Annotated in this window: 17 protein-coding genes; 14 read left to right on the top strand and 3 right to left on the bottom strand. The window is 69.2% G+C overall.

The window, feature by feature from the left end; translation table 11 throughout:
• Window positions 1-51: 51 nt before the first annotated feature.
• The 7 genes from TMZ1T_RS06660 (at window position 52) to TMZ1T_RS06630 (ending at window position 12,547) form a co-directional block, all read left to right on the top strand.
• Window positions 52-1,647 carry an ABC transporter ATP-binding protein gene (locus TMZ1T_RS06660; RefSeq protein WP_012584982.1) on the top strand — a complete coding sequence of 532 codons (1,596 nt, stop codon included), beginning with the start codon at window positions 52-54 and terminating at the stop codon, window positions 1,645-1,647.
• The gene (locus TMZ1T_RS06655; RefSeq protein ID WP_012584981.1) at window positions 1,640-2,704 is read left to right on the top strand and encodes an ABC transporter permease; all 1,065 of its coding nucleotides are present in this window, start codon (window positions 1,640-1,642) and stop codon (window positions 2,702-2,704) included. Before TMZ1T_RS06660 ends, TMZ1T_RS06655 begins: the two co-directional genes overlap by 8 nt.
• Window positions 2,705-2,714: 10 nt before the next feature.
• Complete coding sequence (locus TMZ1T_RS06650; protein ID WP_004304738.1) at window positions 2,715-3,647, top strand: ABC transporter permease; 933 nt, start codon at window positions 2,715-2,717, stop codon at window positions 3,645-3,647.
• Between the two features lie 161 nt (window positions 3,648-3,808).
• Window positions 3,809-6,124: a putative bifunctional diguanylate cyclase/phosphodiesterase gene (locus tag TMZ1T_RS06645; protein WP_012584980.1), complete on the top strand. Its 2,316-nt coding sequence runs from the start codon at window positions 3,809-3,811 to the stop codon at window positions 6,122-6,124.
• A gap of 132 nt (window positions 6,125-6,256) precedes the next feature.
• Window positions 6,257-9,346, top strand: coding sequence for a PAS domain S-box protein (locus TMZ1T_RS06640; RefSeq protein WP_012584979.1), 3,090 nt, complete (start codon window positions 6,257-6,259; stop codon window positions 9,344-9,346).
• Window positions 9,347-9,384: 38 nt separating this feature from the next.
• Entirely contained in the window at window positions 9,385-10,617 is a 1,233-nt protein-coding gene (locus TMZ1T_RS06635) for a response regulator (RefSeq protein WP_004304744.1), read from the top strand.
• A 139-nt stretch (window positions 10,618-10,756) separates the two neighbouring features.
• The gene (locus TMZ1T_RS06630) at window positions 10,757-12,547 is read left to right on the top strand and encodes a bacteriohemerythrin (RefSeq protein WP_012584978.1); all 1,791 of its coding nucleotides are present in this window, start codon (window positions 10,757-10,759) and stop codon (window positions 12,545-12,547) included.
• A gap of 22 nt (window positions 12,548-12,569) precedes the next feature.
• Here TMZ1T_RS06630 and TMZ1T_RS06625 read toward each other — a convergent pair whose 3' ends face one another.
• Both TMZ1T_RS06625 and TMZ1T_RS06620 read right to left on the bottom strand, forming a co-directional pair.
• On the bottom strand, window positions 12,570-13,190 hold the full coding sequence (locus tag TMZ1T_RS06625; protein WP_012584977.1) for a glutathione S-transferase family protein: 621 nt from the start codon (window positions 13,188-13,190) through the stop codon (window positions 12,570-12,572).
• Window positions 13,191-13,234: 44 nt separating this feature from the next.
• Window positions 13,235-13,945, bottom strand: coding sequence for a glutathione S-transferase family protein (locus TMZ1T_RS06620; protein ID WP_012584976.1), 711 nt, complete (start codon window positions 13,943-13,945; stop codon window positions 13,235-13,237).
• A 276-nt stretch (window positions 13,946-14,221) separates the two neighbouring features.
• Between TMZ1T_RS06620 and TMZ1T_RS06615 the strand changes: the two genes are divergently transcribed.
• Window positions 14,222-14,695 (top strand): universal stress protein, encoded by a 474-nt coding sequence (locus TMZ1T_RS06615; protein ID WP_004304752.1) that lies wholly within the window; start codon window positions 14,222-14,224, stop codon window positions 14,693-14,695.
• A gap of 306 nt (window positions 14,696-15,001) precedes the next feature.
• Here the strand turns inward: TMZ1T_RS06615 and TMZ1T_RS06610 are convergent, their stop codons facing one another.
• Window positions 15,002-15,940, bottom strand: a complete 939-nt coding sequence (locus TMZ1T_RS06610; protein ID WP_004304754.1) for a LysR family transcriptional regulator — start codon at window positions 15,938-15,940, stop codon at window positions 15,002-15,004.
• 178 nt (window positions 15,941-16,118) lie between these two features.
• On the opposite strand from TMZ1T_RS06610, the gene uraH reads away from it, so the two are divergent.
• The 6 genes from uraH to TMZ1T_RS06580 all read left to right on the top strand — a co-directional run bounded on the left by uraH (window position 16,119) and on the right by TMZ1T_RS06580 (window position 21,515).
• A complete protein-coding gene (gene uraH / locus TMZ1T_RS06605; RefSeq protein ID WP_004304756.1) occupies window positions 16,119-16,469 on the top strand; it encodes a hydroxyisourate hydrolase in 351 nt (116 codons plus the stop codon).
• Between the two features lie 53 nt (window positions 16,470-16,522).
• Window positions 16,523-17,716 (top strand): urate hydroxylase PuuD, encoded by a 1,194-nt coding sequence (locus TMZ1T_RS06600; protein WP_004304758.1) that lies wholly within the window; start codon window positions 16,523-16,525, stop codon window positions 17,714-17,716.
• A gap of 29 nt (window positions 17,717-17,745) precedes the next feature.
• Window positions 17,746-18,318: a 2-oxo-4-hydroxy-4-carboxy-5-ureidoimidazoline decarboxylase gene (gene uraD, locus TMZ1T_RS06595; RefSeq protein ID WP_004304761.1), complete on the top strand. Its 573-nt coding sequence runs from the start codon at window positions 17,746-17,748 to the stop codon at window positions 18,316-18,318.
• Between the two features lie 324 nt (window positions 18,319-18,642).
• On the top strand, window positions 18,643-19,575 hold the full coding sequence (gene puuE / locus TMZ1T_RS06590) for an allantoinase PuuE (protein ID WP_004304763.1): 933 nt from the start codon (window positions 18,643-18,645) through the stop codon (window positions 19,573-19,575).
• 101 nt (window positions 19,576-19,676) lie between these two features.
• The gene (gene alc, locus TMZ1T_RS06585; protein WP_004304765.1) at window positions 19,677-20,726 is read left to right on the top strand and encodes an allantoicase; all 1,050 of its coding nucleotides are present in this window, start codon (window positions 19,677-19,679) and stop codon (window positions 20,724-20,726) included.
• 279 nt (window positions 20,727-21,005) lie between these two features.
• Window positions 21,006-21,515, top strand: a complete 510-nt coding sequence (locus TMZ1T_RS06580) for an ureidoglycolate lyase (RefSeq protein ID WP_004304767.1) — start codon at window positions 21,006-21,008, stop codon at window positions 21,513-21,515.
• Window positions 21,516-21,783: the final 268 nt, after the last annotated feature.

The following is a 21,783-nucleotide window of genomic DNA, read 5'->3' as shown; positions in this document are numbered from 1 at the left end:
GACGCCGCACGCGCCCGCTTTCCGACCGACGACACACCGCTTCGAATCGACGTGCCCATCCCGTATCCCCCCCTGCAGCCGGACACCGCCGCCGGCCCTGCCCGACTGGTCCTGCAGGGCATCAGCAAGGCCTACCCGACGGTGGTCGCCAACCACGACATCGGCCTCGTCGTGCGCGCGGGCGAGATCCGCGCCATCCTCGGCGAGAACGGCGCCGGCAAGTCGACGCTGATGAAGATCATCTACGGCGTCACCCGGCCAAGCAGCGGGCGCATGTTCTGGGAGGGCGAGGAGGTCGCGGTCGCCAGCCCGGCGCATGCGCGCAGCCTGGGCATCGGCATGGTGTTCCAGCACTTCTCGCTGTTCGAGACGCTGACCGTGGTGGAAAACGTCGCCCTGGCCCTGCCCGGCAAGCCCGCGCTCGACGCGCTCGCGCGGCGCATCGTCGAGGTCTCGGAGCGCTACGGCCTGCCGGTCGATCCGCGCCGCCACATCCACGCCCTGTCGGTGGGCGAGCGCCAGCGCGTCGAGATCATCCGCTGCCTGCTCCAGGACCCGCGCCTGCTGATCATGGACGAGCCCACCTCGGTGCTCACGCCGCAGGCGGTGCGCAAGCTCTTCGAGACCCTGCGCCGGCTCGCCGACGAAGGCTGCTCGATCCTCTACATCAGCCACAAGCTCGACGAGATCCGCACGCTCTGCCACACCGCCACCGTGCTGCGCGGCGGCAAGGTCACCGGCGAGTGCATCCCGGCGCAGGAGACCCCCGCCTCGATGGCGCGCCTGATGATCGGCAAGGAACTGCCGCGCTGCGAGCACGACGCGCGGCAGGCCGGCAGCGAAGTCCGCCTGCGCCTGGCCGGGCTCTCGCACGCCGCGGACGACCCCTTCGGCACCGACCTGCGCGACCTCCACCTCGACGTCCATGCCGGCGAGATCGTCGGCATTGCCGGAGTCTCGGGCAACGGCCAGCAGGAGCTGCTGCGCGTGATCTCGGGCGAGGCGCCGCTGGCGGAGAAATTCCCCGTGCAGATCTGCGGTGTCGAGGCCGGCCGGCTGTCGCCGGGGCGGCGGCGGCGGCTCGGCATGGCCTTCGTGCCCGAGGAGCGCCTCGGCCGCGGCGCGGTGCCGACGATGTCGCTCGCCGACAACGCGCTCCTCACCGCCGCGCACAACCAGGGCATGGTGGCCGCCGGCTTCCTGCGCTTCGGGCGTGCGCGCGCGTTCGCACGGCGCTGCATCGACGAGTTCGACGTCCGCTGTGGCGGCACGGCCGCCGCGGCCAAGTCGCTGTCGGGCGGCAACCTGCAGAAGTTCATCGTCGGCCGCGAGATCCTGCAGGCCCCGCGCCTGCTCGTATGCGCGCAGCCCACCTGGGGCGTGGACGTCGGCGCCGCCGCCTTCATCCGCCAGCGGATCATCGACCTGCGCAACCGCGGCTGCGCGGTGCTGGTGATCTCGGAGGAGCTCGACGAGCTGTTCGAGATCTGCGACCGCATCGCGGTGATCGCCAAGGGCCGGCTGTCGCCGGTGCGCGCCGCCCGCGACACCAGCATCGAGGACATCGGCGTGTGGATGAGCGGACTGTGGCCGGGCGCCGAGCACACTGCCGGCGCGCCCCTCGCGACGGAGACCCCGCATGCTTGAGCTCGAAGCCCGTGCCGAACCCTCGCGGCTGATGGCCTGGGCCTCGCCGCTGCTCGCGGTGGCACTGATGCTCGTCGGCGGCCTGGCGGTGTTCGCCGCGCTCGGCAAGGACCCGGTCGAAGGCTTCCGCGTCTTCTTCCTCAACCCGGTCAAGGACCTCTACGCGCTCTCCGAACTGCTGCTCAAGGCCACGCCGCTGATGCTGTGCGCGATCGGCCTGGCGATCGGCTTCCGCGCCAACGTGTGGAACATCGGCGCCGAGGGCCAGTTCATGCTCGGCGCGGTGGCCGCCACCGGCGTGGCGCTGTACTTCGGCGACGCCGAGAGCGCCCTGGTGCTGCCGGCAATGGTCCTCGCCGGCGCCGCGGGCGGGGCGGCTTGGGCGGCGATCCCGGCGCTGCTGCGCACGCGCTTCAACGCCAACGAGATCCTGGTGTCGCTGATGCTGGTCTATGTGGCCCAGCTCTTCGTGTCCTGGCTGGTGTTCGGGCCATGGAAGGACCCCGACGGCTTCAACTTCCCGCAGACGCGGATGTTCGCCGAGGCGGCGACCCTGCCGATGGTGATCGAGGGCACCCGCCTGCATTTCGGCTTCGCGATCGCGCTCGCCGCCCTGGTGGCCGGCTACGCCTTCATGAACCGCAGCCACGCGGGCTTTCGCATGCGGGTCGCCGGCGAGGCCGCCGACGCCGCGCGCTACGCCGGCTTCTCGGCCACCCGCATGATCTGGGTGGGCCTGCTCCTCGGCGGCGCCGCCGCCGGGCTGGCCGGCATGGGCGAGGTGGCCGGGCCGATGGGCCAGCTCACCGACAAGGTCGGCAGCGGCTACGGCTTCGCCGCCATCATCGTCGCCTTCGTCGGGCGGCTCAACGCCTTCGGCATCCTGCTCGCCAGCCTGCTCATGGCCCTGCTCTACATCGGCGGCGAGCAGGCGCAGCAATACCTGAACCTGCCCAACTCGATCTCGATGGTGTTCCAGGGCATGCTGCTCTTCTTCCTGCTCGGCGCCGACGTCTTCATCCACTACCGCCTGCGCCTGCGCCGGCGTGGCACTTGAGGAGGCCGCCATGGACGCGAGTCTCTTCACCTCGATGCTGTTCGCCACCGTGGTGGCGGGCACGCCGCTGATCATCGTCGCCCTCGGTCTGCTGGTGAACGAGAAGGCCGGGGTGCTCAACCTCGGCGCCGAGGGCATGATGGCGATGGGCGCGGTCGCCGCCTTCGCCGTCACCCACGAGAGCGGCAACCCGTGGCTGGGCGTGGCCGCCGGCATGGGCGCAGGCATGGCGATGGCGGCGCTCTTCGGCCTGCTCGTGCTCACCCTGATGGCCAATCAGGTCGCCTCCGGCCTGGCCCTGGCGATCTTCGGCGTCGGCCTGGCGGCCTTCGTCGGCAAGCCCTACGAGGCGGTGGCGCTGCAGGCGGTGCCGCCGATCCGCATCCCCTTCATCGCCGACCTGCCGCTGATCGGCGAAGCGCTCTACAACCAGCAGGCGCTGGTGTATTTCTCCTGGGCGCTGTTCTGGGGCCTGCTGTGGTTCCTGCACCGCAGCCGCGCCGGGCTGGTGCTGCGCGCGGTGGGCGAATCGCCCGCGTCGGCGCACGCGATCGGCTACCCGGTGATCCGCATCCGTTACCTCGCGGTGCTGTTCGGCGGCGCCATGGCCGGCATCGGCGGCGCCTTCCTGTCGGTGTTCTACACGCCGATGTGGGCCGAGGGCATGGTCGCCGGGCGCGGCTGGATCGCGCTCGCGCTGGTGGTGTTCGCGACCTGGCGGCCGCTGCGGGTGATGGTCGGGGCCTATCTGTTCGGTGGCGTGATGGTCACCCAGCTCTTCATCCAGGGCTCGGGGCTGCAGATCGACTTCCCCTCGCAGCTGCTGTCGTCCCTGCCCTACTGGGCGACCATCGTGGTGCTGGTGGCGATCTCGCGCAACGGCAACACGATCCGGCTCAACTCGCCGGTCTCGCTCGGCAAGCCCTACCGGCCCGAGGCCTGACGCCTTTCGCCGCGACCGCGGCGGCTCGGCAGCCCTCCAGCGCGGGACAACCCATCTCGGGTCGCGCGTGACGCAGTCGGCAGCAGCCGGGCGGAGCGCGGGCTAGCATCTGCGGCATCCGAACACGCTCCGGCGCAGGTCCGCCTGCCCGTACCCGCCCGATGATCCTCGACCTGCTCCAGGCCACCGCCCTGCTGCTCGCCCTCTGCCTGCTGCAGGGCGGTTTGGCACGCCGCTGCGCGCACGGCGGCCCGGCATTCGCGGTCGGGTCCGGGCTGATCTACGGGCTGGCCTGCATCGCCGGCATGATGATGCCGATCACGCTGGCGCCCGGCGTCATCGTGGATCCGCGCTCGGTGGTGCTGAGCGTGGGCGCACTCTTCGGCGGTCCGCTCGCCGGCGCCGTGGCCGGCCTGGCCGCCGCAGCCTATCGCATCTGGCTGGGCGGCAGCGGCGTCTTCATCGGCGTGACGACGATCACGCTGGCGGTGCTGCTCGGCCTCGCCTTCCGCCTCGGCGCCGCGCGCGGCTGGCTGCGGCCGGCGCCGCTGCAGCTCTTCCTCTTCGGCGTATTCACCCACGCCACCAGCCTGCTGCTGATCGCAACGGTCCCCAACCAGTCCCTCGCCGGTCTCTTCGCCAACCTCGGCCTGCCCTACCTGCTGCTGATGGGGGCCGCCACGCTGCTGCTCGGCGCCTTGCTGCGCGACCTCGAGCAGCGCCGCGCGACCGAACGCGCGCTGGCGGCGAGCGAGGCGCGCCTGCGCGCGATCACCGCGGCCATCCCCGACCTGGTCTTCGTGGTCGACGAGGACGGCCGCTACCTCGAGGTCATCACCCGCCAGGAAAACCTGCTCGCCGCACCGCCCGAGCAGGTGATCGGTCGACGCTCCGAGGACGTGCTGCCCGCGGGACCGGCCGCCGTGCTGCGCGAGGCGCTGGAGCAAGCCCTGACCAGCCCGGAGCGGACCTGCGCCCGCTATGCGCTCGACACGCCCGCCGGCCACCGCGAATTCCAGGCCTGGATCCAGGCCATCGACGCCCCGATCGGCGGGCGCCGCGCGGCGGCCATCCTGGTGCAGGACATCACGCCCAACGTGGCCGCCGAGGAGCGCATCCGCAAGCTCGCCTACTACGACCCGCTCACCACGCTGCCCAACCGCCGCCTGCTCGTCGAGCGCCTCGGCCACGCGATCGCCACCAATGCGCGCACCGGCCTGCACGGCGCGCTGATGTTCATCGACCTGGACGACTTCAAGGACATCAACGACCTGCTCGGCCACCACAACGGCGACGTGCTGCTGCGCGAGGCCGGTGCACGCCTGCGCGGCGTGGTGCGCGAATCCGACACGGTGGCACGCTTCGGCGGCGACGAGTTCGTGGTCCTGCTCGAGCTGCTCGCCGAATCTGCCGACGAGGCCTTGCTCGCCGCGCGTCAGGTCGCGGACAAACTGCTCGAACAGCTCGGCCATCCCTACCGTCTCGACGGACTCGACCGCAAATGCACCGCGAGCCTGGGCCTGGTGATCTTCAACGGCCACGAGCACACGGCCGACGAACTGATGCAGCGCGCCGACCTGTCGATGTACGAGGCCAAGCGCTCGGGCAAGAACACCGCCCGCGTCTTCGATCCGCACATGCGTACCGAGCTGGCCGACCGGCTCGCGCTGGAGACCGAGCTGCGCGGCGCGATCGGCTCCGGCGCATTCCTGCTCCACCTGCAGCCCCAGCTCGACGCCGGCGGACGCCTGATCGGCGCCGAGGCCCTGCTGCGCTGGAACCGCGAGGGGCACGGACCGACCCCGCCCGCCCTGTTCATCCCGATCGCCGAGCAGGCGGGCCTGATGCCTGCGCTCGGACGCGAGGCGATGGCGCTCGCCTGCGAGGAACTCGCACGCTGGGTCGCGCTCCCCGGCGCCGACGGCCTGGTGATGGCGGTCAACGTCAGCGCCGCCCAGCTCTACGAGCCCGGTTTCGTCGAGGAGGTGCTCGCGCTGCTGGCGCGCACCGGCGCCCCCGCCGAGCGGCTCAAGCTCGAGCTCACAGAATCGCTGCTGCTCACCGACATCGAGCGCGCCATCGAGGCCATGACCCGCCTGCGCGAGATGGGCATACGCTTCTCGATCGACGACTTCGGCACCGGCTACTCCTCGCTCGGCTACCTGCAGCGCCTGCCGCTCGACGAGCTCAAGATCGACCGCACCTTCGTGCGCGACCTGCCCGCCAACGCCAGCAGCCTGGCGATCGTGCGCACCATCATGGCACTCGCCGACACCCTGCGCATCCGCGTCGTCGCCGAGGGCGTGGAAACCTCCGCACAGCACGCCTGTCTGCTCGACAACGGCTGCGACGCCTTCCAAGGCTTCCTGTTCGCCCGCCCCGAGGCGGTGGAAAGCTTCCGCGCACGGATGTCCGCGACGGACGCCTTGCACGGGAGCGGCACGCAGCCCCGGGGCGGGGCAGATCGCGACCGATGAACGATCCGCACCCGGCACAGCGCGCCACCGTGAGCCTCCCTGCCCCGACGCCAGCCTTGTCCCCCTCCGCGGCAGCGATCGAGCTTTTCATCGAGGCCTGCCCCGTTCGCGGTCATCGAGTGGGGCCGCGACATGCGCGTCCTGCGCTGGTCGCCCGAGGCCGAGCGGGTTTTCGGCTGGTCCGCTGCGGAGGTGCTCGGCAGGCGCCCCAACGAATGGAGCTTCACCCATCCGGACGACGCGGCGGAGGTCAAGCGCGCGATCGGCCAGGCCATCACCGCGGACGGTCCCACACCGCCGGTGATCGGCCGCAACTTCACGCGCGACGGCCGCCTGCTGCATTGCGAATGGCACAACCGGGCGAACCGCGACCCGCAAGGCCGGCTCGTCTCGCTGCTCTCTTTCGCGAAGGACCTCACCCGACAGCTCGAGGCCGAGCGCGCGCGCGACCTCAGCGAAGCCCGCTACGCGCACATCTTCAACAACAGCCACGCGGTGATGCTGATCCTCGACCCGGAGAGCGGTCGCATCCTCGACGCCAACCCCGCCGCGGAGGAGTTCTACGGCTGGTCCAGGAAAACGCTGCAGACGATGCAGATCGGGGACATCAACACCCTGTCCCCGCAGGCGCTGCTCGTCGAACTGAAGGCGGCCCATGCGGAAGAGCGCAAGCACTTCGAGTTCCGCCATCGCCGCGCCGACGGCTCCGTCCGCGACGTCGAGGTCCACAGCGGACCGACCGAGGACGGCAACCGCTCCATGGTCTTCTCGATCGTGCACGACATCACCGAGCGCAAGCAGGCCGAAGCGTTGTCGCGACGCTGGGAGCGCTTCTTCCGCCTGTCGAACCTCGGCCTCGCGATGCACGACGTGTCCGACAACACGATCATCGACGTCAATGCCACCTATGCGAGCCAGCACGGCTACTCGATCGAGGAGCTGCGCGGCATGCGGATCGACGAACTTTACCCCGAGGACGAGCGCGAGCAACTCCATGCTCACCTCGCCGAGGCCGATCGCATCGGCAACGCCAGTTTCGAGACCGTTCACCTGCGCAAGGACGGCAGCCGGCTGCCGCTCGTGATCGGAGTGACCGCCCTGCTCGACGACCGCGGCCGCGCCGTCGCGCGCTTCGCATTCGGACTCGACATCAGCGCGCGCAAGGCGGCCGAGGATGAGCTGCGCAAGCTGTCGCGCGCCGTCGAGGAGAGCCCGGAGAGCATCGTCATCACCAACACCCGGGCCGAGATCGAGTACGTCAACCAGGCCTTCATCGACAAGACCGGCTATTCCCGTGCCGAGGCCATCGGCCAGAACCCGCGCCTGCTGCAGTCCGGACGCACCACCCCGGCCACCTATGCGGACCTGTGGAACACGCTCACCCACGGCCGCTCCTGGCAGGGCGAGTTCTTCAACCGCCGCAAGGACGGCAGCGAGTACCTCGAGCGCGTGACGATCACGCCGATCCACGACGAAAGCGGGCACATCACCCACTACGTCGCGGTCAAGCAGGACATCACCGCGCAACGGCGCATGGAAGAGGAACTGCTGCGCTACCACGAACACCTCGAGGGCCTCGTCGAGAGCCGGACGGCCGAACTGCAGCACGCACTCGATGCGGCCAACATCGCCAGCCGCGCAAAGAGCGAGTTCCTCACCACGATGAGCCACGAGATCCGCACGCCGATGAACGGGGTGATCGGCCTGCTCGACGTGCTGAGCCATTCGCAGCTCTCCACGGAACAGGTCGAGATGGTCGGCATCATGCGCGAATCCGCCGAGACCCTGCTGCGGCTGATCGACGACATCCTCGACTTTTCCAGGATCGAGTCGGGCAATCTCGAGCTCGACGTCGGCCCTGCATCGATCCCCGACCTGATCGCGCGTGTCGTCGGCATCCTGCAGACGGTCGCGAACCGCAAGTCGGTCCGGCTGAGTACCCGCATCGACCCCGACGTGCCCGCGGTCGTGCGCACCGACGCGCTGCGCCTGCAGCAGATCCTGGGCAACCTCGTCGGCAACGCGGTGAAGTTCTCCTCCGGCCTCGACCGCCCCGGCCGCGTCGAGATTCGCGTCGAGACCGCCGGCGCAGGCCGGATCCGCTTCATGGTCACCGACAACGGCATCGGCATCGCCCCCGAGGCGATCGAGAAGATCTTCGACCCCTTCTCGCAAGCCGAATCCAGCACCACCCGCCGCTTCGGCGGCAGCGGACTCGGACTGTCGATCTGCACGCGCCTCGTGCGCATGATGAAGGGCCGGATGGAGGTGAACAGCCTTCCCGGGCGTGGCAGCCGCTTCGTGGTCACACTCCCGCTTGCCGCGACCAACGGCTCGGCCACGCGCAGCGAGCCAGCCCGCAGCACGGCGCTCGCTCGCCCCTCGCCCACGCCGCCGCTTGCGACACCCGGAGCCGGCGAGTCCGGTCGCCGCATCCTCGTCGCCGAGGACAACGACATCAATCGTCGCGTCATCGCGCGACAGCTCGCACTCCTCGGGCTGCAATGCGACACTGCCGAGGATGGCTTCGAGGCACTCGAGCGCTGGCGGCAGGGTCAATACAGCCTGCTGCTGACCGATCTCCACATGCCCGGGATGGACGGCTACGAACTCACGGCGAGGATCCGCAGCGAGGAAGCGCCGGGCCGGCGTACGCCGATCGTGGCGGTCACCGCAAACGCCCTGCGCGGAGAGAAGGAGCGCTGCATCGACGCCGGCATGGACGACTTCATCCTCAAGCCGGTACAGGTTGCGGCGCTGCAGGAGGTGCTCGCGCGCTGGCTGCAACCGGACACCGAGCAGCGGACTCCCGCCGGCACCGCGCCGGCAGCCCCGGCGGCGCCTCCTGCGGTGTTCGATCCGCAGGCCTTGCCGGGACTGATCGGCAACGATGCGGCGCTGATCGCGGAGTTTCTCGGCGAATACCGGCTCTCCGCATGCGACACCGTGCGCAGCATCCGCAAGGCGTGCGAGGACGGCGACTGGCGCCGGGCCGGCGAGCTCGCCCACCGCCTGAAGTCCTCCTCGCGCTCGGTCGGCGCCATGCAGCTCGGCGAAATCTGCGCCGCGCTCGAACAGGCCGGTCGCGACGACGATGGCGACCAAGTGCAGCGCCAGGGCGGGCTGCTCGAGGCGGCCCTGGCAGCCACGCTCACCGCGATGCAAGGCACACAGGCCGCAGGAGTTCCGCCTGCGCGTGGTGATACCCCCCGGCCTGGGTAGCCGCTAGAATACGGATCCCACCGACAGAGCCGGAACCGATGAACCTCGAGACCCTCAAGGTCTTGGTCGTTACCGACGTCGCGGCCGATGCGGCCCAGATCGCGCGCCTGCTCGCGGACCATTTCGAGCACATCGAGACGTCGACGATCGAGAGTCGCTTCATCGCCGATTTCGAGCGCGTCCAGCCCGACGTCGTGGTGCTGGCCTTCACCAGCCTCGAGCGCGCCGAGCGCTACTCGCTCGGCCTCTATCGTCACAGCGAGGTGGTGCACTCCCTGCCTCACCGCAGCATCGTGCTGTGCGACAAGGACAACGTCCATCGCGCATTCGAGCTGTGCCGCAAGGAGTACTTCGACGACTACGTCCTGTACTGGCCCATGGTGTTCGACACGCCACGCCTGGCCATGTCGGTCCTCATCGCCGGCCGCTCGTTGCAGGCCCAGCGGGACACGCCGAACGCACGCGAGGTCGCCGCGCATGCACGCTCGATCAGCCAGCTGGAGACCGTGCTGGACGATCGCATCGAGGTCGGTCGTCAGCATGCTGACGCGCTCGAGCGCGCACTTCAGGCAGCGGAAATCGAAGCCTCCAGCGCGCAGCCCCGCCCTGCGGCGCCCGCAGCGCCCTCCAGCGACAGCGCCACCATCCCGGACGCAGGCCTCGACGTCCTGCCCGCATTCACGGACAGCTTCGAGCTCGACGTCGGCGACGTGCCCTCGGGCCTGGATCGGCCGACCCAGTTCGCCGTGACACCGCAAGAAGACGTCATCCAGGAAGCGAAGCTGCGTGTGGACGAGGCGAAAAAGAAGGTGGTGCCGCTCACCGAATGGATCGGCGGGCTCAAGGCGGACGTCAAGCCGCAACTCGATGCGGCTCGCCAACTCGGCGAACTCGCTGGCAGGACACCGCCCCTCATCGTGGTGGTCGACGACGACGCCTTCCAGTGCAAGCTGCTCGAACGCCTGCTCGGCAATTCCGGCTACCGTTCGATCATCGCGCACTCGGGTGCCGAAGCCCTTGCGGTGCTCGGCCGCCAGCCCCCCGATCTCATCCTGATGGATGTCGCGCTGCCCGACTTCAACGGTGTGGAACTCACCCGACGCCTGAAGGCCATCCCGCGTTTTGCGGCCATCCCGGTGGTGATGATCACCGGTCACAGCGAACGCCAGGTTCTCGAAGCCAGCCTCAAGGCCGGTGCGGTGGACTTCCTGGTGAAGCCGTTCGACCGCGAGATCCTGCTGCAGAAGCTCGCTCGCCACCTCGCCCCGTGAGGAGGGCGTTTGAGGGCAAGGCCGGCAGCCGGCAGAATTCGCGTCGACGCGTGAAATATCAACCATCGTCGCCATATCTGGAATATTTACAATATTCGCCACCTTCAAGATGCCATCCTCTGCCCGGAGCACCGCAGCAATGATCACCGAGATGGAGATCTTCCCGTGGGACAGCAACTTCGCCACCGGCATCGCGGTCATCGATGCACAGCACCAGCAGCTCGTGGCACTGCTGAACCGTCTCGTCACGCATCTCGCCTTCCAATCCGACGCCCCCACGCTCAATTCGGTGTTCGACCAGCTGCGCGATTACGTCGAGGTCCATTTCACCACCGAGGAGGCGCTCTGGCAGGCGCATCTGGGCGAGTACGCCGGCGTCGCGGGCCACCATGAATCTCACGTCCGTTTCATCGACGAGGTCCTGCGTCTGAAGGCGGAGGAATCCACCAAACCCTTCGAGACGGTGATCGAGAACATCGTCAACTTTCTGACCCGCTGGCTGGCACTGCACATCCTCGAGGCGGACCGCCGCATGGCCCTGGTCGTACACGGCGTGCAGCGCGGATTGACGCTCGAGCAGGCGAGGACGCAAGCCGACGAAACCATGTCGGGTTCGATGCGCGTCCTGGTCGAGACCGTGCTGGTGATGTACGACAAGCTCGCCAACCGCACGATGGCGATGACGCGGGAGATCAACCGTCGCCGCCAGGCGGAAGCCGAACTGCAAAAGGCGCACGAGGCGCTCAAGCGCGCCAAGGAGAACGCGGAAAGTGTCAGCGAGGCGAAATCGTCTTTCCTCGCCAGCATGAGCCACGAGATCCGCACACCGCTCGCTGCAATCCTGGGCATGTCGCACCTGATGCACCAGGAGGAGTTGCCGGCGTCCCAGCGGGAGCGGCTCGACGTGATCGAGAACGCAGGCAGGCACCTGCTCTCGATCATCAACGGCATCCTCGACCTGTCGAAGATCGAAGCGGGGAAGTTCACGCTCGACGAGGCCGCACTCGACCTGCGCGGCGTGGTCGAGGAGGCGATGGCGATGCTCGCCCACCAGGCCGAGGCCAAGGGGCTGAGCCTGCGTGCAGAGTTCGACCTGCCGCCGGGCACCTTCCTCGGCGACGCGACGCGTCTGCGCCAGGCGCTGGTCAACTACCTCATCAACGCGCTGAAATTCACCGAGCGGGGTGGCATCACCGTGCGCTGCAGCGCCAGCGCGGTCGACACGGACGCGGTGGACGTCCGCTTCGTGGTCGAGGACACCGGGCCGGGCATCGCTGCCGCCGAACTGCGGCGTCTGTTCAAGCCCTTCACCCAGACCGAGGCGACCTCGACGGGCGAGCACGGCGGCACCGGGCTCGGGCTGGCGATCACCGCGCGTCTCGCCGAGCTGATGGGCGGGCAGGCGGGCGCCGAGAGCGAGCCTGGTCGCGGCAGTCGATTCTGGTTCACCACGCGCCTGCGCAAGGTGAAGGCCGACGAGGTCGTGGCGCCCACGGGTTCGCCCCTGGAGATCCGCAGCGCGCTCGCCGAGCGGCATGGCGGCGCATGCGTGCTGCTGGCCGACGACGACAAGGTCAATCGGGAAATCGCCCGGGTGCTGCTGTCGCGCGGCGGGCTGGCGCCGGAATGCGCAGCCGACGGAGAAGAGGCCGCGGCGCTCGCCGAACGCTGCAAGCCGGCCCTGATCCTCATGGACATGCAGATGCCGGTTGTCGACGGGATCGCCGCGACGCGCAGGATCCGGACCCAGGACTGGGGGCGCGAGGTGCCGATCATCGCCCTGACGGCCAATGCCTTCGCCGAGGACCGGGTCCGCTGCCTCGAAGCCGGCATGGACGACTTCCTGACCAAGCCGATCATGCCCGCCGTGCTGTACTCGAAGCTGCTCTACTGGCTGGACCGCAGCCGCCGCGAACGCGCGCGTTCCTGATCCTTCCCGCGCAGCCGCGCACCTAGACCCGCGCGCTCGGGCGCTCGGCGATGCGGTCGCGCCAGTCCTGCAGGTTGGCCATGCCCTCCGCGCCGGGCCTGAACCTCATCAGCCCGCGCGCGAACTCGATCGCGCAAAAGGCCGTGATGTCGGCGATGGTGAAGCGCTCGCCGGCGACAAAGGGCTGGCGGCCGAGCTCCTCGTCGAGCCAGCGTGCCACCTCGCGCACCTTCTCGCCCTGCGAGCGGCCGAAATCCTCGAACTGCGGCTGCTCGAGCGGCGCCAGCCCGGGATGGGTGTGGCGGACGCAGTTCATGATGCCACCGAAGAGGTAGAGCTCGACGCGGCGGTCGGTCATCTCGACGAAGGCACGCTCCTCGAAGCTGTCGCCCATCAGGTTGGGCTCGGGGTAGAGGCCTTCGAGGTAGCTGCAGATCGCCCGCGTCTCGCCGAGGTAGCGGCCGTCGTCGAGTTCCAGCACCGGCACCTTGGCGAGCGGGCTGCGTGCGCGGTGGTCCGAGCTGCGGTGCTCGCCCTTGACGAGGTCGACCGCGACCTCCTCGATGCCGCGGATGCCCTTCTCGGCGATGAACATCTGCACGCGGCGCGGATTGGGCGCCCGGGGTGATACATAGAGCTTCATGGGGTCTCCTGGAATGTCCTGAACCGGCAGGGCCGCGGGGCCACTCAGACTCCACCGCTGCGCGACTGGCCGGTCTCGACCATGTTGCGCACCTTCGCCGAGAACGCCTTGGCCTGTTCCTCGCCGTCGCCGTCGCGGTCGAAGCTGGACGGCGGCATCTCGATGCCGCGCTGCACGGCGGGGCGGGCGCGGATCTGGTCGCGCCAGCGCGCGAGGTCGGGCAGGTCGTCGATCGCCACCCCCGACCAGTTGTGCGTGCGCACCCAGGCCCAGTTGGCGATGTCGGCGATGGAATAGTCGCCGGCGAGGTACTCGTTCTTCGCCAGATGGCCGTCGAGCACGCGGAACAGGCGCTTGACCTCACCCTGGTAGCGGTCGATCGCGGGCTGGATCTTCTCCGGGAAATAGCGGAAGAAGACGTTGGCCTGGCCCATCATCGGGCCGATGCCGCCCATCTGGAACATCAGCCACTGCAGCACGCGCGAGCGCCCCCTGGCGTCTTGCGGCATCAGCCGGCCGGTCTTCTCGGCGAGGTAGATCAGGATCGCGCCCGACTCGAAGACCGCGAAGTCGCCCTCGTCGTGGTCGACGATCGCCGGGATGCGACCGTTGGGGTTGATGGCGAGGAACCAGGGCTCCTTCTGCTCGTTGGCGGACAGGTCGAGCACGCGCAGCGAGTACGCCAGGCCGAGCTCCTCGAGCGCGATCGAGACCTTGTGGCCGTTGGGGGTTGCGGCGGTGTACAGATCGATCATGCGATTCTCCATGGCTGCGGGCCGCGGCCCGTTCTTGCATCATCATCCCGCCCGTGCCGGCCCGGCCGCAAGCAGGCCGCACGTGTGAGCGTCATCACGCATTCCGTATATGCGCTATCGGGCGGCGCGGCTGCGCCGGCGCGGCGCACGCCTCTACACTTTGTCCAGGACGCCTGCGCAGGCATCGCCGGATCCACCGGCCACGAGAATGCAGGATGCCCGCCGGGACACCGCGCTCCGGCACCGACCACACCACCGCAACCGGGAGTTCCCTCGATGAGCTACGAAATCCGCTCGATCCTTTACGCCTCCGACCTGACCCCGCGCTCGCCCGCGGTATTCCGCCACGCCGTGGGCCTGGCGATGAAGTTCAACGCCAAGCTGCACGCCGTCACCGTGACCCTTCCATCGAGCAGCCTGCCCTACGAGGAGTTCCTCAGCGAGGAGAAGATGGACGAGATCAAGCTCGCCGGCCACAAGAAGGCCGAGGCCCTGCTGCGCCATCGCATCGACGTCTTCGCCGAAGCCAACCCCGAGCTCGACGTGAAGAGCGTGCTCGCCAGCGTGCGCGCGCTCGAGGGCGACCCCTCGCGCCGCATCCTCGACGTCGCCAAGCATGTGCTCGCCGACGTGATCGTCATGGGCTCGCGCGGCCACAGCACCATCGGCGAGCTGCTGCTCGGCTCGGTGGCACACAAGGTCACCATGAAGGCCGACATCCCGGTGATGCTGGTGCCGATCGACCGCTGAGCGCTGCGGTACTTCCTGCGCAGGCGCGACGCGGTGCCTCCTGCGTGCGAGCGACGCGGTGCTTCCTGCGTGGGAGCGACGCGAGTCGCGATCCGGCGCATGGGATTCGCACCGCGGCCGATCCAGCGCGGCAATCGCGACTTGCGTCGCTCCTACGGCATGGCTCCGGAGCCGCGGCGGTTCGGGGCGCGCCGCGTTCCAGCGCCACAACGGTTTCCGTAGGAGCGACGCAAGTCGCGATCCACCGTTTCCAGAAACACCGCGCTCCTCCGCAGGCACCACGCGGACCGCAAGCCCCCATCCCGCTCACGCATGCGGTGGCGCGATCCTGCGCCCGCAATCCGACAACAGTCGGCGCAGCCAGCGGTGGCCGGTGGAATGGTGGTTGCGCTCGTGCCAGAGCTGGTAGAAGCGCATCGGTGGAAAGGCGATCGGCGAGGGGATGATCGCCAGCGGCAGCAGGTTGGCGTAGAACTGCGCGAAGTGCCGGGTGGTGGTGAACACCAGATCGGTGCCCTGCAGCAGGTAGGGTGCGGCGGTGAAGGACTGCACCGCCACGCGCTCGTCGCGGTTGATGCGCATCGACGCCAGCACGCTGTCGATGACCCCGCGCTGGCTGATCGAATACGGCATCGGCACCACGTGCGCGGCGCGCAGGTAGTCGTCGACGCTCATCCCCTTCTTCGCGCACGGGTGGCTGGCCGCCACCAGGCACACGATCTCGTCCTCGAGCAGCATCGACAGGTGCATGCGGTGCGGCGGCTCGGGCCAGTTGCCGATCACCACGTCCAGGTCCCCTTCCGCGAGCGAGCGCTCGAAGTCGAAGCTCGGCCCCAGCGCGTGCAGGCTCAGGCGCGCCTGCGGCGCCTCGCGGCGGAAGCGCTCGGCCACGCTGGCGACGAACACCGGCGCGAGATAGTCGGGCGAGCCGACGCGGAACTCGTGGCGGGTGCTGTGCGGCTCGAAGGACTCCGGCGCATCGGTCATGCGGTCGATCTCGGCGAGCGCGCCCTTGGCGTGCGACATCAGCGCGAGCGCGCGCTCGGTCGGCACCATGCCGCCCTTCTCCCGCACCAGCAGCGGATCGCCGAGGATCTCGCGCAGACGCTTCAAGGCCGCGCTCACCGCGGGCTGCGACTGGTTCAGGCGCAGCGCGGTGCGCGACACGCTGCGCTCGCTGATCAGGAGCACGAACACGCGCAACAGGTAGGTGTCGAGCGGGTCGTCACTGCGCCGCAGGCTCATGGTGGGTCTCCTCGTCGTTCTTGTGTGGATCCGGGGCGGGAGCGACTGGCCGCCAGCAGACAGATACGCGAGAGCATATATCACATATAAGGACATATGCGTTCCGTTAACACGGACCCGGCTTACACTGCGTCTCACACGATTCCCCCAGCCCCGCACCAGACCAGGAGACAAGCGCATGGGCCGCCTGACCACCCACGTCCTCGACACCGCCCACGGCAAGCCCGGAACCGGCATCACCGTCACCGTGTACCGGCTCGACGGCGAGCGCCGCGAAGTCGCGCGCAGCGTCACCAACCACGACGGCCGCTGCGACAAGCCGCTGCTCGAAGGCGCCGCACTCGAGGCCGGCAAGTACGAGATCGTCTTCGCCGCCGGCGACTACTTCCGCGCGCTGGGCCTGAACCTGCCCGAGCCGCCGTTCGTGGACGAGGTCGCGCTGCGCTTCGGCATCGCCGATGTCGCCGAGCACTACCACGTGCCCCTGCTGGTGTCGCCGTGGAGCTATTCCACCTACCGCGGCAGCTGAACCCGGCGCTTCCACCTCCACACCGAACCGAATCGAGAACAAGAGAACAGACCATGGAAGCCTACCTGCTCGACTGGGCCAACCTGCTGGTCCGCTGGCTGCACCTGATCGCCGGCATCGCCTGGATCGGCGCGTCCTTCTACTTCGTCATGCTGGACAACTCGCTGAAGCCGCCGAAGAACCCGAACGACGCCAAGCGCGGCGTGTTCGGCGAGCTGTGGGCGGTGCATGGCGGCGGCTTCTACCACAGCCAGAAATACCTCACCGGCCCCAAGGGCGAGCCGCTCACCCAGGACCTGCACTGGTCGAAGTGGGAGGCCTACACCACCTGGCTGTCGGGCATGGGCATGATGGCCGTCATCTACTGGATCGGCGCCTCGAGCTACCTGATCGACAGCAGCGTGATGGCGCTCTCGCCTGCCGCCGCGGTCGGCATCTCGATCACCTTCCTGGTCGCCGGCTGGGTGTTCTACGACCTGCTGTGCCGCAACATGATCGGCAAGGACGGCGTGCTCGCCGCGATCGTGTTCGTCTTCGTGATGGTGGCGAACTACGTGCTGCACCAGGTGTTCTCGGCCCGCGGCGCCTACATCCACGTCGGCGCCATGCTCGGCACCATGATGGCGGCCAACGTCTTCTTCCACATCATCCCCGGGCAGAAGAAGATGGTCGAGCAGATCCGCCGCGGCGAGCAGGTCGATCCGATGCCGGGCATCGTCGGCAAGCAGCGCTCGGTGCATAACACCTACTTCACGCTGCCGGTGCTGTTCATCATGATCAGCAACCATTACCCGATGACCTACGCCAACGCCAAGGGCTGGCTGGTGCTCGGCGTGCTGATGGTGGCCGGGGTGCTGATCCGCCAGTTCTTCGTGCTGCGCCACCGCGGCCAGGTCAAGTGGTGGCTGCCGGCGGCCGGCGTCGCGCTGATCGCGCTGCTGATGGTGCTGATGGCACCGAAGCAGGTCGATGCCGGCGGCGAGAAGGTGAGCTTCGCCACCGTCAAGGCGATCATGGCCCAGCGCTGCATCGCCTGCCACGCCGACAAGCCGACCTTCGAGGGCTTCGCCCAGGCGCCCAAGGGCGTGATGCTGCAGACGCCCGAGCAGATCGCCGCCCATGCCGTGATGAGCGCGCAGACCGTGGCCAGCGGCTACATGCCGCTCGGCAACCTCACCGCCATCACCGAAGAGGAGCGCGAGAAGATCGCCATCTGGTTCGCCCAGGGCGCGCGCACCGCGGACTGAACGACAGGAACAGGACAGGAAGAGACACCATGAGCACCCCCGCCACCGCCCCAACCACCGCCCCCGACCGCCCGGCCGCCGCGCTGGACGCCGCCCTGGATGAACTCTCCCGCCTGGCGCAGGACGCCTTCGTCGCCCGCCTCGAAGGCATCTTCGAGCACTCGCCGTGGATCGCCGAGCGTGCCTGGAGCGCCGGTCCCTTCGCCAGCATCGACGCGCTGCACGCCGCGATGTGCCTGGTGGTCGACACCGCCGACCCTGCCGAGCAGCTCGGCCTCATCTGCGCCCACCCCGAGCTCGCCGGCAAGGAGGCCGAGGAAGGCACGCTGACCACCGCCTCCACCGGCGAGCAGCGCGGCGCCGGGCTCGACCAGTGCAGCAAGGAAGAGCTCCAGCGCCTGCGCCGGCTCAACCAGGACTACCGCGCGCGCTTCGGCTTTCCCTTCGTGGTCGCGGTCAAGGGCCTCACCCGCCACCAGATCCTGGACCGCGTCGAGGCCCGCCTGGCCAACGTGCGCGACGCCGAATTCCGCACCTGCCTGGCCGAGATCGGCAAGATCGCCCGCTTCCGGCTGGATGCGATGTTCGGGACGAACAGCTGAACGGCCGCCGCGAGGGCGCGGGTGGTCGGCATCTCGGCGCGGGAAGCGCGACTTGCGTCGCTCCTGCAGGAGCACCCCGCCAACGCAGCCGCGCGGTAGGAGCGACGCAAGTCGCGATCAAACGCGCGTCGCGCCTAGCGCGCGGCGAGGCAGGCGAGGTCGGTTCCGTGAGAGCGACGCCAGTCGCGATCAAACGCCCCCGCCCGTGCGAAGCCGACATTCGGCGCCAAGTCATCGCCCGGATCGCGACTGGCGTCGCTCCCACACGCCCCCCAAGGCCGATTGGCCTGTTGAATCCCTGATCGCCTGTCTGGACAGAACACCATGACCTCGAACCCGACCTACCCCCGCGACCTCGTCGGCTACGGCCGCAACCCGCCCCACGCCGACTGGCCAGGCCGCGCCCGCATCGCGGTGCAGTTCGTGCTCAACTACGAGGAAGGCGGCGAGCACTGCGTGTTGCACGGCGACGCCGGCAGCGAGCAGTTCCTCTCCGAGCTCTTCAATGCCGCGAGCTACCCCGACCGCCACCTGTCGATGGAGGGCATCTACGAGTACGGCTCGCGCGTGGGCGTTTGGCGCTTCCTGCGCGAGTTCGAGCGCCGCGGCCTGCCGCTGACGATCTTCGGCGTGTCGATGGCACTCGAGCGCCACCCCGAGCTCACCGCCGCCTTCAAGGAGCTCGGCCACGAGATCGCCTGCCACGGCTGGCGCTGGATCCACTACCAGAACGTGCCCGAGGAGATCGAGCGCGAGCACATGAAGATCGGCATGGAGATCATCGAGCGCCTCACCGGCACGCGCGCACTGGGCTGGTACACCGGCCGCGACTCCCCGAACACCCGCCGCCTGGTCGCCGACCACGGCGGCTTCCTGTACGACTCGGACTATTACGGCGACGACCTGCCGTTGTGGACCGAGGTGAGAAGGACCGACGGCGAGACCGTGCCGCATCTGGTGGTGCCCTACACGCTCGACACCAACGACATGCGCTTCGCGCTGCCGCAGGGCTTCTCGCACGGCGACGAGTTCTTCGAATACCTGCGTGACGCCTTCGACGTGATGTACGCCGAGGGCGAGGAGCGTCCCGCGATGATGTCGATCGGCATGCACTGCCGCCTGCTCGGCCGCCCGGGCCGCTTCCGCGCCCTGCAGCGCTTCCTCGACCACATCGAGAAGCACGACCGCGTGTGGGTGTGCCGTCGCGTCGACGTCGCCCGCCACTGGATCGAGCGCCACCCCTACCAAGCGAAGTAAGCCGGGGGGAAATCGGGAAATCGGGGACAGACCGCGATTTCCCGAGCGACTCCCGGCTCTTTCCCGCCTGCCTCACGACCCGAACCCAAAGGAGAACCCCCATGGCCAGCCACACCCCCGGCGCCCCCGTCTTCGCCCCCGCTGCCGAGCTGCCCGACTGGGCGCTGCGCTCGGTCGACCTCGCCAACCCGCGCCTCGGCGCCAAGGCGATCGCCGCCTCCGACGACTTCTTCGCCGAAGTCGGCCGCATGCTCAACCCCGAACCCGCGCAGTTCGTCCCCGGCAAGTTCGACACCAACGGCAAGTGGATGGACGGCTGGGAGTCGCGCAGGAAGCGCGTCGCCGGCCACGACTGGGCGCTCGTGAAACTCGGCGTCAAGGGCGTGATCCGCGGCTTCGACGTCGACACCTCCCACTTCACCGGCAACTACCCGCCCGCGGTGTCGATCGAGGCCTGCGTGTCCGAGACCGACGACGTCGCCGCCCTGCAGGCGGCCGAGTGGACCGAGATCCTCCCCGCCAGCCCGATGGGCCCCAACAGCCACCACCTTCTCGAGTGCGCCAGCACCGCGGCGTGGACCCACCTGCGCGTGAACATGTACCCCGACGGCGGCATCGCCCGCCTGCGCGTCTACGGCCGCCCGGTGGGCACACTCGCGGCCAAGGCCGCCGGCAGCGAGCTGGTCGACCTGGTAGCGATGGAGAACGGCGGCCGCGCGCTGTCGTGGAACGACGCCAGCTTCGGCTCATCCGCCGCCGCCCTGCTGCTGCCCGGGCGCGGCATGAACATGGGCGACGGCTGGGAGACCCGACGCCGCCGCGAGCCCGGCAACGACTGGTGCGTGCTCGAGCTCGGCGCCCCCGGCACGGTCGAGCGCATCGAGGTCGACACCGCCTTCTTCAAGGGCAACTACCCCGACCGCTGCTCGGTGCAGGCCGCCTACGTCAGCGGCGGCACCGACCGCTCGATCACCACCCAGTCGATGTTCTGGCAGACCCTGCTGCCCGAGCAGAAGCTGGAGATGGACGCGATCCATACCTTTACGGAGCAGGTCGCGAAACTGGGGCCGATCACCCACGTCCGCTTCAACATCTTCCCCGACGGCGGCGTCTCGCGCCTGCGCCTGTGGGGCAAGGTCGAGGCGAAGTGAGACCGGCGGCGGCCGCGCTCGCGCCGCCACGGATGCCCGCGCCGACCATCGCGACTTGCGTCGCTCCTGCCCGTGCTGCCGAAACCGCCAATCGCGACTTGCGTCGCTCCTACCGGTGCTGCCGGAGCCGCGTCGGTTCTCGTAGGAGCGACGCGAGTCGCGATCCCACCGGTGCTGCCGGAGCCGCGTCGGTTCGCGTAGGAGCGACGCGAGTCGCGATCCCCCCTCTCAGCCCCCTCCGGCGGACACACGCCCCCCAACCGTCACCGAGACCCCGTCATGCGCACCGCTGCCCCCCTCCCGCTCGCCGTCCATCCGCTCACCCGCGAGGCCTTCGCCCCCTATGGCGAGGTCGTCGAGGTCAGCGACGCGGTCCGCCACTTCACCATCAACGCCGGCAACACCGAGCGCTACCACGACCTCGCCAACATCGAGCCCGGGCCCGACGGGCGCGTGATCGTCTCCATCTTCCGCGGCCAGCCGCGCAGCCTGCCCTTCACGGTGCAGATGATGGAGCGCCACCCGCTCGCCTCGCAGGCCTTCGTCCCGATGTCGGGCAAGCCCTACCTCGTCGTCGTCGCCCCCGCCGGCGCGCCGCCCGCGGCCGAGGACCTGAAGGTCTTCCTCGCCCGCGCCGACCAGGGGGTGAACTACGCCACCGGCGTGTGGCACCACCCGCTGCTCGCGCTCGAAGGGGTGTGCGACTTCCTCGTCATCGACCGCAGCGGCCCGGGACACAACTGCGACGAGGTGCAACTCGACCGCCACGGGGTGATCGAAGCCCTGTGAGCGTCGCGGGGTGATCGCAGCGCAAGCGCGGGAATCGCGACTTGCGTCGCTCCTACGACCACCTCCCGAGGCGCGGCGGTTCGTGTGGGAGCGACGCGAGTCGCGATCCGGCGTGTCCCGAGACGCGACGGTTTTCGTGGGAGCGACGCAAGTCGCGATGCGGCGTGTCCCGAGACGCGACGGTTTTCGTGGGAGCGACGCAAGTCGCGATGCGGCGCCCGAGAGACCGCCTTCGCCCTTCCGCCGCAGGCTCCCGCTCTCCTTCCCC

Source organism: Thauera aminoaromatica (assembly GCF_000021765.1).
In the GTDB taxonomy this organism is placed as follows: Bacteria; Pseudomonadota; Gammaproteobacteria; order Burkholderiales; family Rhodocyclaceae; genus Thauera; species Thauera aminoaromatica.
Note: the sequence above shows the minus strand (reverse complement) of the source record. Positions and strands in the feature narration are given on the sequence as shown.